The sequence below is a fragment of the Acidobacteriota bacterium genome (assembly GCA_016716715.1).
Taxonomy (GTDB): Bacteria; Acidobacteriota; Thermoanaerobaculia; order UBA5066; family UBA5066; genus Fen-183.
This window is the reverse complement of sequence record JADJVE010000005.1, coordinates 62,435-77,470: the sequence shown is the minus strand read 5'-3', so window position 1 is coordinate 77,470 and position 15,036 is coordinate 62,435. Positions and strand designations below refer to the sequence as shown.

General features: G+C 72.4%; 13 protein-coding genes. 2 read left to right on the top strand and 11 right to left on the bottom strand.

The genetic code is table 11. The features are described from left to right. Window positions 1–5: 5 nt before the first annotated feature. Together IPL89_09565 and IPL89_09560 are read left to right on the top strand one after the other, a co-directional pair. Window positions 6–569, top strand: coding sequence for a YqgE/AlgH family protein (locus IPL89_09565; protein MBK9063426.1), 564 nt, complete (start codon window positions 6–8; stop codon window positions 567–569). A 7-nt stretch (window positions 570–576) separates the two neighbouring features. Then, on the top strand, window positions 577–1,551 hold the full coding sequence (locus IPL89_09560) for a DedA family protein/thiosulfate sulfurtransferase GlpE (GenBank protein MBK9063425.1): 975 nt from the start codon (window positions 577–579) through the stop codon (window positions 1,549–1,551). A 9-nt stretch (window positions 1,552–1,560) separates the two neighbouring features. On the opposite strand, the gene IPL89_09555 is transcribed toward IPL89_09560, so the two are convergent. The 11 genes from IPL89_09555 to IPL89_09505 all read right to left on the bottom strand — a co-directional run bounded on the left by IPL89_09555 (window position 1,561) and on the right by IPL89_09505 (window position 14,985). Then, on the bottom strand, window positions 1,561–1,971 hold the full coding sequence (locus IPL89_09555) for an OsmC family protein (protein ID MBK9063424.1): 411 nt from the start codon (window positions 1,969–1,971) through the stop codon (window positions 1,561–1,563). A gap of 4 nt (window positions 1,972–1,975) precedes the next feature. Then, window positions 1,976–2,809 carry a M23 family metallopeptidase gene (locus IPL89_09550; GenBank protein MBK9063423.1) on the bottom strand — a complete coding sequence of 278 codons (834 nt, stop codon included), beginning with the start codon at window positions 2,807–2,809 and terminating at the stop codon, window positions 1,976–1,978. Then, window positions 2,806–5,079: a penicillin acylase family protein gene (locus IPL89_09545; protein MBK9063422.1), complete on the bottom strand. Its 2,274-nt coding sequence runs from the start codon at window positions 5,077–5,079 to the stop codon at window positions 2,806–2,808. Before IPL89_09545 ends, IPL89_09550 begins: the two co-directional genes overlap by 4 nt. A 9-nt stretch (window positions 5,080–5,088) precedes the next feature. Next, on the bottom strand, window positions 5,089–5,634 hold the full coding sequence (locus IPL89_09540; GenBank protein ID MBK9063421.1) for a hypothetical protein: 546 nt from the start codon (window positions 5,632–5,634) through the stop codon (window positions 5,089–5,091). A 49-nt stretch (window positions 5,635–5,683) separates the two neighbouring features. Continuing rightward, on the bottom strand, window positions 5,684–5,962 hold the full coding sequence (locus tag IPL89_09535) for a hypothetical protein (GenBank protein MBK9063420.1): 279 nt from the start codon (window positions 5,960–5,962) through the stop codon (window positions 5,684–5,686). 98 nt (window positions 5,963–6,060) lie between these two features. Next, window positions 6,061–7,446, bottom strand: coding sequence for a M20/M25/M40 family metallo-hydrolase (locus tag IPL89_09530; GenBank protein ID MBK9063419.1), 1,386 nt, complete (start codon window positions 7,444–7,446; stop codon window positions 6,061–6,063). A 44-nt stretch (window positions 7,447–7,490) separates the two neighbouring features. Next, window positions 7,491–9,608 carry a hypothetical protein gene (locus IPL89_09525; protein ID MBK9063418.1) on the bottom strand — a complete coding sequence of 706 codons (2,118 nt, stop codon included), beginning with the start codon at window positions 9,606–9,608 and terminating at the stop codon, window positions 7,491–7,493. Continuing rightward, window positions 9,605–10,654, bottom strand: a complete 1,050-nt coding sequence (locus IPL89_09520) for a hypothetical protein (protein ID MBK9063417.1) — start codon at window positions 10,652–10,654, stop codon at window positions 9,605–9,607. The genes IPL89_09525 and IPL89_09520 overlap by 4 nt, the downstream gene beginning before the upstream one ends. Then, window positions 10,608–11,843: a hypothetical protein gene (locus tag IPL89_09515; GenBank protein ID MBK9063416.1), complete on the bottom strand. Its 1,236-nt coding sequence runs from the start codon at window positions 11,841–11,843 to the stop codon at window positions 10,608–10,610. Before IPL89_09515 ends, IPL89_09520 begins: the two co-directional genes overlap by 47 nt. Window positions 11,844–11,848: 5 nt before the next feature. Further along, window positions 11,849–13,252 carry a glycosyltransferase gene (locus IPL89_09510; GenBank protein ID MBK9063415.1) on the bottom strand — a complete coding sequence of 468 codons (1,404 nt, stop codon included), beginning with the start codon at window positions 13,250–13,252 and terminating at the stop codon, window positions 11,849–11,851. Continuing rightward, window positions 13,249–14,985, bottom strand: a complete 1,737-nt coding sequence (locus tag IPL89_09505) for a glycosyltransferase family 39 protein (GenBank protein MBK9063414.1) — start codon at window positions 14,983–14,985, stop codon at window positions 13,249–13,251. Before IPL89_09505 ends, IPL89_09510 begins: the two co-directional genes overlap by 4 nt. Between the last annotated feature and the right edge of the window lie 51 nt (window positions 14,986–15,036).

The window sequence follows — 15,036 nt, the reverse complement described above, 5'->3', positions numbered from 1 at the left end:
CCCCCGTGGTCGAGACCCTGACGGCGCCGTACCTGCTGCTGGCCGGGCCCGGCCTTCAGGACCCGAACTTTTCGAAGACGGTCGTCCTCATGGGACACCACACGAAGGACGGGGCTCTCGGCTGGGTCGTCAATCGTCTTCTCGGCCAGCCCGCGGTGACGCTGCTGCCCCCGCCGCTCGACACGACCCTCCACCCCGCCACGCCGCTCCACATCGGCGGCCCGGTCCTCACGAACGGCCTCGTCGCGCTCTTCCGCGAACAGGTCGACGGCGTGGACTGCAACGAGATGGCGCCCGGCCTCTGGGTCTCGGCGTCCGCGGAGATCCTCCCGAAGCTCTTCGACAAGGCGCCGGGCGACGGGCCTCCGCGGGGCCTCCTCGTCCTCGGCTACGCCGGCTGGGACGCCGAACAGCTCGAGGGCGAGATGGAGGAGGGCGCGTGGCTCGTCCTCCCGTGGGAACCCGACCTCGCCTTTGCCCGAGGAGTCGAGACGCTCTGGGAGCGCGCGCTCGCGCGCCTCGGCGTGGACCCGGGCTCGGTCTCCTCGTCGTCGACAGGCGTGAGCTGAGGGCGGCGTGAAAGAGCTCTTCGCCCTCGTCCTGAAGCACGGAACGAGTCTCGTTTTCGGGAACGTTCTCCTCGAGCAGCTCGGCCTGCCCATTCCGGCCGTCCCGACGCTCGTCGTCGCGGGCGCGCTCGCCGCCGACGGCAAGCTTTCCTTCGTGAGGCTTCTCCTCGCGGCGTTCGTCGCGACGGTCGCGGCGGACTCGCTCTGGTTTCTGCTCGGCCGCCGCTACGGGCAGAAGCTCCTCAAGACGCTCTGCCGCGTCTCGCTCTCGCCGGACACCTGCGTGCGCCAGACCGAGGGAATCTTCGAGAAGTACGGTCTCGCATCCCTCCTCTTCGCGAAGTTCGTGCCGGGCTACTCGACCGTGGCGCCGCCCCTCGCGGGCGCGTCGGGCACCCGATACCCGCGCTTCCTCCTCTTCACGTCGGGCGGGACGCTCCTCTGGGCGGGCTCCGCGCTCCTCCTCGGCGCCGTGTTCCACGGCGCGGTCGACCGCGTGCTCTCGTTCCTCGCGAGTCTCGGGGGCTGGGCGTTCGTCGTCATGGCGGGCGGGCTCGGCCTCTACATCCTCTTCAAGTGGCATCAGCGGCGCCGGTTCTACCGCTTTCTCAGGATGGCGCGCATCCGCGTCGCGGACCTCAGGTCGCTCATGGACGCGGGCGAAGCGCCCGTCGTCGTGGACGTGCGTTCGAAGAACGCGCGCCTGCGCGACCCGCGCCGGATCCCAGGGGCGCTCACGATCGACCTCGAGGACCTCGACGCGCACGTCGCGCTCCTGCCCGCGGATCGGGAGATCATCCTCTACTGCACGTGACCCAACGAAGCCTCGGCGGCCCGTGTGGCACGCCTCTTCATGGATCGCGGGCTCCGGCTCGTCCGCCCTCTCGAGGGTGGTCTGGACGCGTGGGCCGAGGCCGGTTTCGAGATCGAGGGCGATTTGATCCCGCTCAGCCCGACGGGGACGTTCCGGCCCGTCGCGTGACCGCGCCGCTCAGGCGCGGGCGTACGTCTCGTCGACGACGACGTCCGGGTGAAGCGAGCGCCGCACCGGGCACGTCTTTGCCGCGTTGACGAGCTTCCCGTAGTCCTCGTCGCCGCACGGCGAGTCGATCGTGAGCGTGAGGACGAGTCTTGCGATCCGCCGCGGAGGCTCCGGCGTCATGTGCTTCTCGACGGAGAACGACACGCCCGTGAGCGGGATCCCGGAGCGGGTGGCGAAGAGGCTCAGCGTCGTCGCCGCGCAGGCCGCGAGCGAAGCCGCGCAAAGGTCGGTGGGCGAAAAGCTGCTGCCGTCGCCGCCGTTGTCCTTCGGGGCCTGAGTGGGGACGCGCGCGTGGGAGGGGTCGTGGTCGAGCTCGGTCGCGGTCGGGGACACGAGCTTTCCCGTGATGAGGACGCTCATCCCGTCAGTGTAGACCCGGCGCCGGCCAACCCCGCAGCCCGAGGAGGAACTCGGGATTCACGCGGGCGCCGTTGAGCCGTGCCGCCCAGTGGAGGTGCGGCCCCGTCACGCGTCCCGTCGCGCCCACGAGGCCGACGATCGCTCCCTTCGAAACGACGTCGCCCTCTTTCACGTCGACCCGCGAGAGGTGGATGACCATCGTGAAGAGCCCTCCGCCGTGGTCGAGGAGGACCGTGCCGCCCGAGAAGTAGAGATCGCCGGCGAGCGCGACGCGACCGTCGGCGGTCGCGGCCACGGGCGTGCCCTTCGGAGCGCCCATGTCGAGGCCCGCGTGGACGCCCGTCGTCCGGCCGTTGTAGACGCGGCGGGAACCGAAGTTCGTCCCTTCGAAGGCGACCGGGCGGCCGAAGGTCGTCCACCGCCGCGCCGCCTCCGCGCTGCGGTAGGCCGCGTTCACGCGCTCCGCGTCCGCCTTGACGCGCTCCTTCTCCTCCGGCGGGACCTCGACGAACTTCGGGTCGACCGAGAGCTTCTGGACGCGGAACGAGCCCTTGAGGACGCGCGTCTTGACCGCGGTCCGCGCACTGCCGTCCCCCGACTCGAAGACGAGCTCGCGCCCGCCCGGCTTCGCGTCGAGGTCCACGCCGAAGAGCCCGCGAAAGGCCCGGCCGGATGCGTCGCGCTCGAGCGGGATGCGCCGGTCGCCGTCCACGAGAGCGAGGCCCGCGAGGGGCGCGTCGCTCGCGACCCGGACCTCCGCGACGCCTCCCTGCGGGATCGCTTGCGGCGCCGCGGCGACGGACAGCACGGCCGCGAGAAGGGCTCCGATGCCGGTCACGGCGTGATCTCCAGCGTCGTCGCGGGCGGGCGGGCGAAGCGCGTGTGCGCGCCCGTGGGGTCGCCCCCACGCCACGCGGTCAGCTGATCGGTCCGGTGCGCGGACCCGAGGTGGCCCGAAACGCCGAAGGGGATCACGAGCGTCGCCTCCTCCGGGGCGCCCCAGTCCACGACGAACCGCATGGACTGGCCGTACGTCGGCGTCGCGACGCGCGGCGTGCCGCCCGCGCCCGACTGGGGGAACGACGGCGGGTCGAAGAGCCAGCCGAGGCCGGGCAGCCGCCCGAGCGGGTGCTTCACGGCGAGCCGGTTCGACGCGCCCCACGTCCAGCGCGCCTCGTCCCTGCCGAAGCGCGCGGAGAGGTCGGCGCGCGCGGCCTCGAAGGCGGCTTTCACGAGCGTGCGCTTTGGACCAAGGCGCGCCCGCCGGAACGCCGCATCGTCCGCACGCGCGAGCTCGAGGAGCCGCACGTCGGGGAATCCGACCTCGAGCGGAACGCGCCACGCGGCGAGAACGCGCTCGGCGAATTTCCGGCGTACGGACCGCGCGACGAGGAACAGCGTCGAGCCCGCGTCCGCGCGGCCGTCCCAGCTCGCGAAGCGCGCGCTCCACGGCTCGGGCAGGTCCGGCGCGAGGGCGGCCATCGTCGTCTTCAGAACGGGCGAGACGTCGTCGAGCTGAAGGGCCTCCATCGCGGCGCGGTCGAGCGGCCTCTTCCCGCGCGCGGCCTCGCCGAGGAGGTCCGCGATGCGGCGCGCGCGTTCCGTCGACGGCCAGTCCGTCGTGACCGGGCGAGAGAAGCGCGTCCCGATGTCGCGCTGGTTCGCGGTCACGACGAAGCCCTCGCGCGGATCGACGACGCGCGGCATCTCCGCGGGGGGGACGTAGCCCTTCCAGTCGTTCTCGGGGTCGGCCCCGTCGTATGGGACGCTGCCGTCCGTGCCGGCGCGCCGGATCGGGACGAGGCCCGTGGCGCGCCAGCCGATCGAGCCCGCCGCATCCGCCCATACGACGTTGTGGGCGGGATACGGGAACGCGTCGAGCGAGCGAGAGAGAGACTCGTGGTCCGTCGCCGTCATGACGGCGCTCTCCGGGACGCGCATGAGCGACGGGTCGAGCGCGGGCCACTTCAGCGCCATGCGGCCCTGGACGAGCGGGCCGTGGGACGTCTCGCGGACGACGAACGTCTCGGGCTTTCCGTTCCGAACGGCGATCGTCTCCGTCCGCTCCATCACGTCCGCCCACGCGTCGCCCCGCTTCACCTTCTTTCCCACGATCGTCTCGCGGTAGAGGTCCTGCACGTCCGTCCGGAGCGTCGTCATGCCCCACGAGACGCGCGCGTTCCGGCCGAGGATCACGCCCGGCAGGCCGGGGAGCGTGACGCCCTCGACGAGGCGGCCCGCGATGACGAAACGCATGGGGAGCCAGATTCCCGGAAGCGTCAGCCCGAGGTGAGGGTCGTTCGCGAAGAGGGGCTTGCCGCTCTTCGAAAGGGCCCCGGAAACGGCCCAGGAGTTCGATCCGCGCGGCTCGTCTTCCCGGAGGGCCCCGAGGCCCAGCGCGGCGAGCGGCACGCCGCCGAGCTCCGGGAGAGGCGGCGGAAGGAAGGGTGCCGCGTCGGGGAGGAGAAGGACGTCGTCCGCCGACGCCGTGTCGGACACGAAGCGGCGGACGGCGGGGTCGACGCGCGCGAGCTTCTCGAGTGCGAGGTCGCGCCGCCACGACGTCGACAGGTCCTCGCACATGAGAAGGTGCACCACGAGCGCGTCGGCGGGCGTGAAACGGCGGGGCGAAACCCGGAGGAGTGCGAACTCGAGCCCGAGCCGGCCGGGCCGCGCGTCGAGGAATGCGTTGATCCCCTCCGCCAGCGCTTCGAGGTCGGCGCGCTCCCCTTCCGGCAGGAGCGAAACGGCCGCCGCGGCGACGCGGGCAAAGCCGAGCGTACGGTGCGCGCGGTCCGACGGGAGGAGCGCCGCCCCGAAGATCTCCGCCAGCTCACCGCGCGCGAGGCGCCGCTGCAGCTCGAGCTGGAAGAATCGCTCGCGGGCCGTGAGCCAGCCCTGCGCGCGTAGCGCGTCCCGGACGGTCGCGGCCGTGACGGTCGCGACGCCGCGGTCGTCGAAGGCGACCGACACGCGCGACGAGAGGCCGGGAATCCTGCCGGAAGAAAGCTCCGGAAGATTTCTTCGAATGAGAAAGAGAAGGGTGCCGACCGCGAGCAACGCCGCTGCGGCGATCGCGGCCGCCGCGGCGAGGAGGGCGCGCTTCATGCGCGCGCGTCAGCCCTTCTTCTTCGCCGGAGCTCCCTTCGCCGGGATCGGGTCGACCCAGAGCTCCTCGACCGGCCGCTGCTTCTCGTTCATGCGCGTGCGGTATTTCAGGCGCACGCCGCACGAGCCGATATCCCAGTACGTCTGGTCCGCGGCCGACGGAATCGCCGTTCCCTTGCCGTAGCGCTCGCGCAGGGCATCGCCGATGCCGGAGGGCGGGTCGACGTAGTAATAGAGGCCGAAGATCTTCGCGTCCGCGGCGTCGGAGTCGAACGTGGCCGTGATGACCCACGGCCGCCCCTCCGGCTTGTGGACGACCTTCGCGTCGCGCGTGACCTTCGCCTTTCCAGGCTCGAGCTTCGCCATCCGCTCGAACGCGAACGTCCTCGTCTGGCCGACCTCGAGTCCGCCCATGCCCGGGCACGGGATGGGGGACGGCTGCTGCGGGGCCGCGATGCCCGGGCCGGGGCCCGTCTGCTGCGTCTGGACCTGAACCTGGGCCGCCGCCGGCAGAGCCGCGAGCAGGGCCGCACACGTGACGAGAGTCCTTTTCATCCGTTCTCCTGAACCCATCTCCCGCCGCCGGTTCGGCGCGGGGGAACCATCAACGCGAGGACCGTGCCAGAAGCTCCCGGAGCGATTCCTCGTGCCATCCGACGAGGAGGCGGCGGCCGACGCGCAGCATCGGCGCGCGAAAATTGCCCGTGGGCCCCCTGAGGTCGTCGAGAGAGACCTTGCGTGCCGGGAGGGTCCGTGCCGTTTTGCCCCTCGCGAGCGTCACCTCGTCGACTTCCTTGAGCAGGGCCTTCGCGTCCGCGTCCGTGAGCGGGCGGGAACGGGACGGGCGCTCCTCGCCGACGTCCGCCTTCGACTTCTCGAGCACCGCACGGGTGCGTCCGCAGCTCGTTCAACCGACCCGGTGGTAGTAGAAGTCGACGCGTCCCACGGCCCCTCCGGCCCCAAAGTGTAGCAGCCGGGCTCTCAGGGCGCGGTCGCGAACTCGAACAGGATGCGCTTCATCCGCTCGAGCCCATCGAGATAGAACGGGACCACGATCCGCTCGTTGTCGTGGTGGATCGAACTGGCGTCGAAGTAGCCCACGGCGAAGGGCGAGACGCCGAAGGCGCGCAGCCCGCGGGCCCTGAGGAACGAGCTCGACGTGTACTGGCCGGACAGGACGTAGGGCCCGACCGGCACCCGGACCGGATCCAACGCGAACACCTCCGTCACGGCGCGCCAGGCCGGACCTTCGGCCGGAGTCGCGAAGCAGTCGTCGGTCCTGAGGACGATGCGCTTCGTGAGGCGCCGCGCGAGGAGCCAGCCGTCCAGCTCCGCCTCGGCGGCCGCGACGGACGAGCCCGGGAGCAGCGTGCGCACGAGGCGCATCGAGAAGCCCCCTTCGGGCCGTTCTGCGATGCGGCCCGTGTACGCCATGTCCTTCAGGAGCGAGCGGTAGACCTCGGGCACGACCTTCCAGAACTCGGTCCCGGGTCCGATCTTCGAGGGGTCGTCGAGCATCCGGCGGCCCCAGACGTCCGAGCGGGAGGGCGCGACGAACCGCAGGAATTCCCGGACCGCCGCGACCACTTTCAGCGGCTCGGCTTCGTCCCGCGCTTTCACGACGGCCGCGAGGTCCTCGAGCGGACCCTTTTCGGCCGCAAGGACGTCCACGGAGAGGATCGCCTTCTGCATGACCTCGACGCCGAACCTCTCGATCTCGGTCTTGTTCACCTCGTTGACGCCGCCCTCGTTGAAGACGTCCGTGACGCCCGCGACGAGGTCGGGGCGATTCGCGAGCAGCCACCCGAACCCGAGCATCTGGTCGTAGGACTCCTCCCCGGACTCCAGTACGAACACGACGTCGCGCGCGGGTGTGATGCCGGACCGCGCAAGCGCCGTGAGCGCGAGGAGGTTCGCGACCGCCTGCCCCTTCATGTCGAGGACGCCGCGCCCGATGAGGTTCGAGGCGTACTCCTTGTCCCCGCGCTCCCCGGCGAACGGCGGCTTCACCCACACGGCGGGGTCGCCGGCCAGGACGACGTCGGCGTGCGCGAGGAGAGCCAGCGCCTCCCCGCGGCGCCGGCCCGAGAGACGGGCCACGAGAATCGGGCGCAGGGGGTCACCGCCCGTCAGGACGTACGGGATCCCCGCACAGCCGAGCTCCCGCGCGAAGACGTCGACCACGGGCCGCGTGATCCCGGGAGGGTTCGAGCTGTCGAGGCGCAGGATCTCGACGAGCAGCTTCACCTCGGGCCTCTCCATCGCGGCGGCCGCCTCGAGGTCGAGGCGCCGGACCGGAGCACCCCGCTGGCTCCACAGGAGGACGCGCGGCAGCAGCCAGACGGCCGCGGCCACGGCGGCGCCCACGCCGTAAAGCGCCAGACGGCGCCGGGTATTGCGCGAAAGCGGACTCATGCGGCGGCGGGGCCGAGGCGGCGAAGAGCCCAGGCGAGCGCCAGGGCGGCGGCCGTCGCCGCGGTGACCAACGCCCCTATCTTCACCCAGCGCGTCTCCGGCCGCAACGCGAGCACGTGCCGGCCGGGGGGAATCCGGGCTCCCGCGAAGCCGAACGCCATCGGAACGACGGCGGCCCGGCGCCCGTCGAGCGTCGCGTCCTCGACCGCCTCTCGCAGGCGCCAGAGCATCAGGAACGCCTCGCCCGGACCGTCGACCTCGACGTCCACCGAGAGGCCCGAGGGCCTGTCCCGGAGCCCGAGGATGCGGCCCGCGCCGGGCGCGTCCGGAAACCCCGGCAGCGCGGCGTCGACGTACGCCGTTGCGGCGTCGGCGCCGTCTTCGAGAAACCGCCTGAACACGGCAGGGGCGTCGTTCGAGGCCACGACGCGCGACGCGAACCGGAACGGCGGCAGCGGGTCCGCGATCCGCAGCAGACGCGGCCGGTAACGCCCGTCCGCCCCGCGCTCGCTCGCGAGGACCGCGGAGGCGCCCGCAGAGCGAACGATCCGGAGCGGGAGGGGATCCGGCGTCGGGACCGCGCGGCCGAGGAGGCGCATCCACTCGAAGACCTCGACCGACAGCGACAGGTCGTAGTCCTTCTCGAAAACGTAGCCGGCGCCGAAGAGCGAGGCGTATCCGGGGAGCAGCGACGCCCGCGCCGTGCGGCCCGAGGCCGCGAGGTCCTGCGTGTCGTAGACCGGAACGGGGGCGTAGAGATCCCGGTGAAAGATGCGCGGCGGCGGCGCGTCGCCGGCGGGAGGCGTAAGGCGCTCGAGAAGCGCGGGGGGCCGCGACAGGACGGATTCGTTCTCCACGGGCGAGAGCCCGCGGGCCATCGGCTCGCGGTCGACGAGCACCGCGAGCGCGAGAAGCGGCAGGACGATGCGGCGCGCCCGCGGGGAAAGCGTCGCGTCGAGCCGCGCAAGCCCGAGCGCCGCAAGCGTCGCGAGCCCGAAGCCCGCGAGCGTCGCATGGCGCTCGGGAAAGCGGAGCGACGCGAAGAACGGCAGCGCCTTCACCGCGAGGTGGAACACCGGCGTCGCCCCCGCCATGGCGAGGAGAACGCCGGCGGCTACGAGCACGGTCGAAGCGACGCGCAGGGGACCCCGCCGCGCGAGCCCGAGAAGGACGAGGAGCCACGCGACGCGCCCGGGCGTCAGCGACGGGAGGTACGGGTAGTGGGTGGCGCCGCGAGCGGTGGAAACGCGCGTCCAGTCCGCCACGAGCCCGTCGGCGAGGAACTCCCTCAGGCGCGCCGGCTCGAGCGGCTCGATCGCCGCGGCGCCCTCGGACATGCCGCCACCGGGGCCGCGAATGCTGCGCGCGGCCGTGGCGGCGGCCGGCACGAGCGCGACGGCCGAAAGGCCGGCCGCGAGGACCGCCGCGGCCGCCAGCGCCGCGAGAGCGCGGCCGCGCCGCGGGGTCGCGACGCCACGTAAGGGCTCAGGGGGCGACGGCTCGGGCGGGGCCGCCGCGACGAGCATCGCCGCGACGGCGGCCCCGTAGAGGAGGAACTCGGGAGCCGACGCAACGGCGAGCAGTGCGGCTGCCGCGCCGGTCTTCGCGGCGTTCCGGGCCGACGGAGCGCGCACGGTGTCGAGAACGAACGCCGCGAACCACGGAAGGACCGAGAGCGCCGACAGCGTCGGCGGGAACGGCACGACGGAGACGGTCGTCCCCGCGAGAGCGAATACGAGGCCGGCGAGCGCCGCCGGCGCCGACGCGAGACCCAGCCGTCGCGCGAATGCGGCGAAACCCGCGACGAGCGCCGCGAGGTGGAGGAGCATCCACGCCTTCATTGCCGTGCCGAGGGGCAGCGCGAGAAAAAGAAGGTTCGCGGGGTCGAAGGGCGCCGCCGACGGGCCCCCGAGCAGCGGCGCGCCGCCCCACCGGAAGCGGTCCACCCACGGGAGCTCTCCGCGCGACAACCCCTCGGCGAGGTGCGCCTTGAGCGGATAGAAGAAGAAGAGCAGGTCGCGGCCGACGGGCACGTCGCTCCCGAAGAACGCGCGGTACGGCACCCACGCGAGAAGGATTGCCCCGAGGAGAAGCGCAGCGCGTCGCAATTTCACGCGGGCCTCCCCGCCCTCACGAGCGCGACCGCGGCGGCGAGACCGGCGAGCGAGACGGCGGCTCCAATGCCGAAGAGCGGGTTTGCATAGCTGAGCGTCACGTCGTGGACGCCCTTCGCGAGCTTCGCTTCCATGCGCCATCCGTCCGCCGCGTTCAGCGCGAGCTCCCGGCCGTCCGCGCGCGCGCGCCAGTTGGGGTCGAACGTCCGGCCGATCCAGAGCGTCGCGGACGGAAGCGTCACGTCGGCGCGGAGGACGACGCGCGAGGGCCGCCGCTCGATGACGAGCACCGAGCCCGCCTCGCCCTCGGGCAGCAGCGCGAATTCCGGCCGCGCGCCGGCGATCCGGACGAGACGGTCCGATCCCGCGCGGCCGATCTCCTCCGTCGCGGCGGGATCCGGGCCGGGCGACGCCGTCCGGACGACGGAGACTCCGGCGGAGCGGAGGATGCGGGACTTCTCCTCGCCCCACGGCAACCTTGCGAGAGCGGCGGTCCAGCGGACGGCCGGAGCCGCGGTCAGGCGGTCCACGTCGTTGTCGCCGAGGTACCGGATCCCGAACACCGTCCCGGTCGCGGGCCGCAGGAGGTCGAGCCCGCCTGCCTCCAGCGTGCGCCGAACGACGGTCGCGCGGTCGTCCGCGCCGTCGTCGTAGAAACGGCCGCCGCCCGCCTGCGCGCGCACGAGCGCGACCTCGGGCGTCTCCTTGCGATAGAGATCCGCCGGCCCCGCGGGGCACGTCCCGGCGACGCGGCGCGCCGCGTCGCCGAGGAAGAGGATGCCGAGAAGGCTCGCGAGGAGAATCGGGAAAAGAAGATTTTCTTTGAAGGTGAAGAGGGGGGCGGAGAGGGAGGAGGAGAGGAGAAAGAAGCCGCCGGCGCACACGACCAGCGTCGCGGTTCCCGCGAGCAGTGGAGTCCGGAGCACGCCAGCCACCGCCGCGCCAGACGCGTCGCCGGCGCCGAGGCCGAGACCCCACAACACCTTTCTAAGAAGCTCTTCAGCGCCGAACGCCAAAGCGCAGAGCGCGCCGCATACGAGAGCCATCACCAGAGCGGTCCGAAGCAAAGCCTTTCTCGCCCTCTCCCGAACCTCCGCATCCCCGGAGAAGACCGCGTCCACCCCGACCGCCGCCGCCGCCGCCAGCGCGAACGTCGCGAGGAGCCACCACTTCTCCGGGTAGCGCACGGACGAGAAGCGCGGACGCGATTGCGCCGTAGCCCGGAAGAAATCGCCCGAACGACAGGACCGCCGCGCCGCCCGCGACGAGCAGCGCCGCGCGGCCGCGCCGGTCACGCCACGCGGCCGCCGCGAAGAGAAGCGGCAGGACGCCGAGCGCCAGGTCGTCGAAGTACGGCCCGGAAGCGTCGAATGTCGCCGCGCCCCAATGGGGGCCCTCTGCCGCGTCGCCCGTCAGGCGCGGTTCGAGAAGCGTCAGGACTCGCGCAGGACGCACGGACCAGAAGAGCGCGCCGTGCTCCGGCCGCATTTCGGACGCCCGCGCCGAGCGCGCGACCTCGGCCGCCGCGGGGAGGACCTGCACCGCCGCCAGCGCGAGGCCGAGCGCGAGGGCGCCGGCGGCCGCGGGGACCGCCCGCCTGCGGGCGGACGCTGCCAGCGCGAGGGATCCGAAGGCGGCCGCGCCGATCAGGGTCGCGGCGGGCTCGCCGCCGAGCGCCGAGAGACCGAACGCGAGAGCGCAGAAGGCGAGGGCGCGGCGGCGCGCTCCGGAATCGCCTCCGGCGAGGCGCGGCAGCTGGGCGAACGCGAGGGGCAGCGGCGCGGCGGCCGCGGCCATCCCGAAGAAGCCGGGCAGCGACTGGAAGACCCCGGAGAAGAGAAGCACGAGCGCTCCCGCCGCGGAGCCCGGCGCCGACAGGCCGAGCCGGCGCAGCGCCCAGAAGAACAGGACGAGAACGAGCGCCGAGTTCGCCAGCGAGAGGCCCGTCGGCCCGAGGAGCGCGACCAGCGGCGAGAGCGGCCAGAAGGCGGCTGCGTTCGGGTCCGCCGCGAGAGGCCGCCCGCCGGACATCCAGTCGTTCCAGACCGGCCATTCGCCCGCGCGGAGGAGCCGCTCGACGACGCTGCGCCACGGCACGAAGAAGAAGCCTGCGTCCCGGCGGTAGAGCGTTCCGCCGAGGAGAAAGTCGTGAAAGCGGACGGCGAACGCGGCGAGAACGACGGCGAGGGCCGCGGCGCTCGGCAGCCGGGAGGCTCTGGCCGGTCCCGCCGCCATGGGCGTCAGGGCTTCCGGGCGAGGACGAGGAGCGACATCCCGAAGGACGGCTCCGCGTCCTCCTCGGCCCTGAGGAGCGGCATGAGCCAGCGGAACACGCCGAGCTGCTGGCGCGGAAGGACCCGCCGGCGGAGGACGCGCGAGTTCAGCCACCAGCCGAAGACGCCCGGCCGGTTCAGGTAGCGGATCTTCTCGACGGCGAACCCGGCCTCGGCCACGAGCCTCTGGAGGCCGGCCTTCTCGTACCGGCGGTAGTGCCGCAGCGCCTCGTCGAGCGTGCCGTAGAGCGCCGGGAGCGAGGGGACGAGGAGCGCGAGGTGCCCGCCGGAGGGCAGGACGCGTGCGAAGTCGCGCAGCGTCGCCGCGTCGTCCTCGATGTGCTCGAGGACGTTCAGGCAGACGATCGTGTCGATGCGCTCGGAGGCGAGGTCGCGGACGTCCCCGTCCGTGAGCGGGAAGCGAAACGACGCGACGCGGACGTTCGCGCGGCCCTCGAACTTCGCCTTCAGCTCGCCGACGTAGTGCGGTTCGATGTCGGAGGCGACGACGCGTTCCTTGTCCGCGAAGAACCGGGTCTGGTTCCCGACGCCGGAGCCGACCTCGAGCACGCGGCTTCCGAGCCACGCGTCGAAGCGGTCGTGCAGCCACTTGTTGTAGACGGAGAGCCCTTCCATGCGGCGGAGCGTGATCGCGCCGACGTCGCCCTCGGGCGCCTCCCACCGGAAGTACTTGAGGATGGTCCAGACGGCCTGAAACCCGTCCTTGATGCCGATCTTCTTGCCTTCCTCGTACGTGCGGCCGTGGTACGAGATCGGCACTTCGAAGATGCGCGCGCGCATGCGGGAGACCTTGCAGGTGATCTCGGGCTCGATCCCGAAGCGCTGGGACCGGAGGTCCAGCCGGTCCACGATCTCGCGGCGCATGGCCTTGTAGCAGGTCTCCATGTCCGTGAGGTTGAGGTTCGTGAACGCGTTGGACATCAAGGTCAGAACGCGGTTCCCGACCGTGTGCCAGAAGTAGAGGACGCGGTGCCCGCCCGGATGGCCGAGGAAGCGCGAGCCGTAGACGATGTCGGCTTCGCCCTTGAGGATCGGGCCGAGGACGACGGGGTACTCGCGCGGGTCGTACTCGAGGTCCGCGTCCTGGATGATCACGATGTCGCCGGTGGAGGCCTTCATGCCCGCCCACACGGCCGCGCCCTTCCCCATGTTGTGCGGCTGCAGGACGACCTTCACGCCGCCCGTGCCGTCCATTTCGCGCAGGATGTCGCGCGTCCCGTCCTTCGAACCGTCGTCGACGATCACGATCTCGCGCTCGAGGGCGCCGAGGTCCACGGCCTGGACCCGCGCGACGATCTCGCGGATCGTCTTCTTTTCGTTGTAGGCCGGCATCACGATCGAGAGTTTCACGGGCTCTTTTCCTTCAGCTCCCAGAGGATGACGGAGTATCCCATCCCTTCGCGCGCGAGCGGCGTGCCGCGCTCCTTCAGCGCGCGGCGGAGACGCTCGAAGCCGGCCGCGCCGGAGGCGTCGCCGTGGAAGGCCATGGCCTCCGGCCCGCAGCACCGGATGAACTCCGACACGGCGTACCGGCCGGGCGCGAGCGGGTCGAGGGGGCCCTCGAACGGTCGCGCCTTCGGGAGGTAGTACGCGGGATCCGCCCCGCCGAAGTAGGCGATCGTCGTCCCCGCGTCCTCCCCGCGCGCCTTAAGCCGCGCCGCGACGCGCGCGAGGTCCTGCCCCCAGTCGAGGTTCGAGTCGTTCAGCCACGCGGCCCCGTGCGCCGGGCCGCCCGCGGCCGCGTTGAAGAACGAGAGCTCGTGCGGGTGGACCGCGAGAATCTCGGCGGCCTGGATCGCGACGCCGGCCGTGAGCACCGCGGCCGCGGCGCGGGGGGGCAGCGCGCGGAAGACGGCGAGGACCGCCGCCGCTGCGAGGAGCGGATACACCGGGAGCATGTGGCGGATCCCGATGTTGTACGACGTCGCCATGCCCGTCAGGAAGAGGTAGGCGACCGGCAGGACGAGCGCCCAGAAGATGAGCGTGAGGCGGTCGCGCTTCACCGCCGCGAGGACGACGGCCGCACCGAGGACCCCGAGGAAGCCGAGGGCCGACTTCACCGCAAAGGCAACGAAGAAATAGTTCCAGAAGCCGTCGACGGAGAGCCTTCCGCAGAGGAAGTTCACACCGCCGCCGGTCCTGTTCTGGATCGCGATTCCCGCGAGGCCGGCCGCGTAGTGGCCCGCCTGCTTCGAGATCGAGGAGATCGCCACGACGCGCTCCACCGTGGCCGGCGGCGCCTCCCGCGAGGCGAGGAAGATGCGGACGGCTCCCTCGGCGTCGCGCGCGGACATGTTCCGCATCGCCACGGCATAGCACCCGAAGAGGACGGCGGCCGACACGGCGCCCGCGAGGAGGAGGCCGACCGCGGGGAGGGCGGACGCACGCCGTCCCTCGCGCGCGGCCGCGCGCCGCTCCCGGAAGAGGCCGACGAGCGCGAGGACCGCGACCATCGGCACGAGAAGGACACAGGAGAACTTCGCCGCGAGGCTGGCACCGAGCGCCGCGCCCGCTCCGGCCCAGAGCGCGAGGGAGCGCTTCTCGAGCGCGAGGAGGCACAGGGAGAGCGTCGCGAAGAACCCGAGCGCCGCCGCGAGATCGGTGTGGACGACTCCCGCGTGCGCGACGAGGTTCGGCTCCAGCGCGACGAGCGCCGCGGCGAGAAGCCCGGCGACGCTCCCGCCCCAGCGGCGCACGGCGCCGCCCACGACGAGGACGAGCACGAAGAAGAGCGCGGCCACGGGCGCGCGCGCGGCGCCGAAGAGGCGTTCCGGCGTCAGCGTCGAGCTGAACGCGAACGGGCGCGGCTGCTCGGCGGTGCGCATCGAGAAGGGCTCGTCCATGCGCGGCGGGCGCGCGCCCGCCGCGCGCACCGCGAAACCCGACAGGAGCTTCACGAGCGGTGGATGCTCGAGGTTCGCGTTGTACGTCCCGGCGATCGCGTACTCGGCGGCCGCAAGCGTGTGGAACGGCTCGTCCATCGTCGGGCTGTCGTTTCGCGCGTGGTCGGCGACGAGCAGCACGCCGAGAACGCCGAGCGCGGCGGCGCCGAGCCAGAACCGGAGCGGCCCGGGGGAATGCATCCCGGGATTGTAGGGGGCCGGCGCGGAAGGAACTCGGACTGGCTGTTACGC

Bases quoted from the DNA above. Each gene is read 5' to 3' on its own strand.
- IPL89_09505 (MBK9063414.1), bottom strand. From the start codon at position 14,985: ATGCATTCCCCCGGGCCGCTCCGGTTCTGGCTCGGCGCCGCCGCGCTC.
- IPL89_09520 (MBK9063417.1), bottom strand. From the start codon at position 10,654: ATGGCTCTCGTATGCGGCGCGCTCTGCGCTTTGGCGTTCGGCGCTGAA.
- IPL89_09540 (MBK9063421.1), bottom strand. From the start codon at position 5,634: ATGAAAAGGACTCTCGTCACGTGTGCGGCCCTGCTCGCGGCTCTGCCG.
- IPL89_09555 (MBK9063424.1), bottom strand. From the start codon at position 1,971: ATGAGCGTCCTCATCACGGGAAAGCTCGTGTCCCCGACCGCGACCGAG.
- IPL89_09545 (MBK9063422.1), bottom strand. From the start codon at position 5,079: ATGAAGCGCGCCCTCCTCGCCGCGGCGGCCGCGATCGCCGCAGCGGCG.
- IPL89_09515 (MBK9063416.1), bottom strand. From the start codon at position 11,843: ATGGCGGCGGGACCGGCCAGAGCCTCCCGGCTGCCGAGCGCCGCGGCC.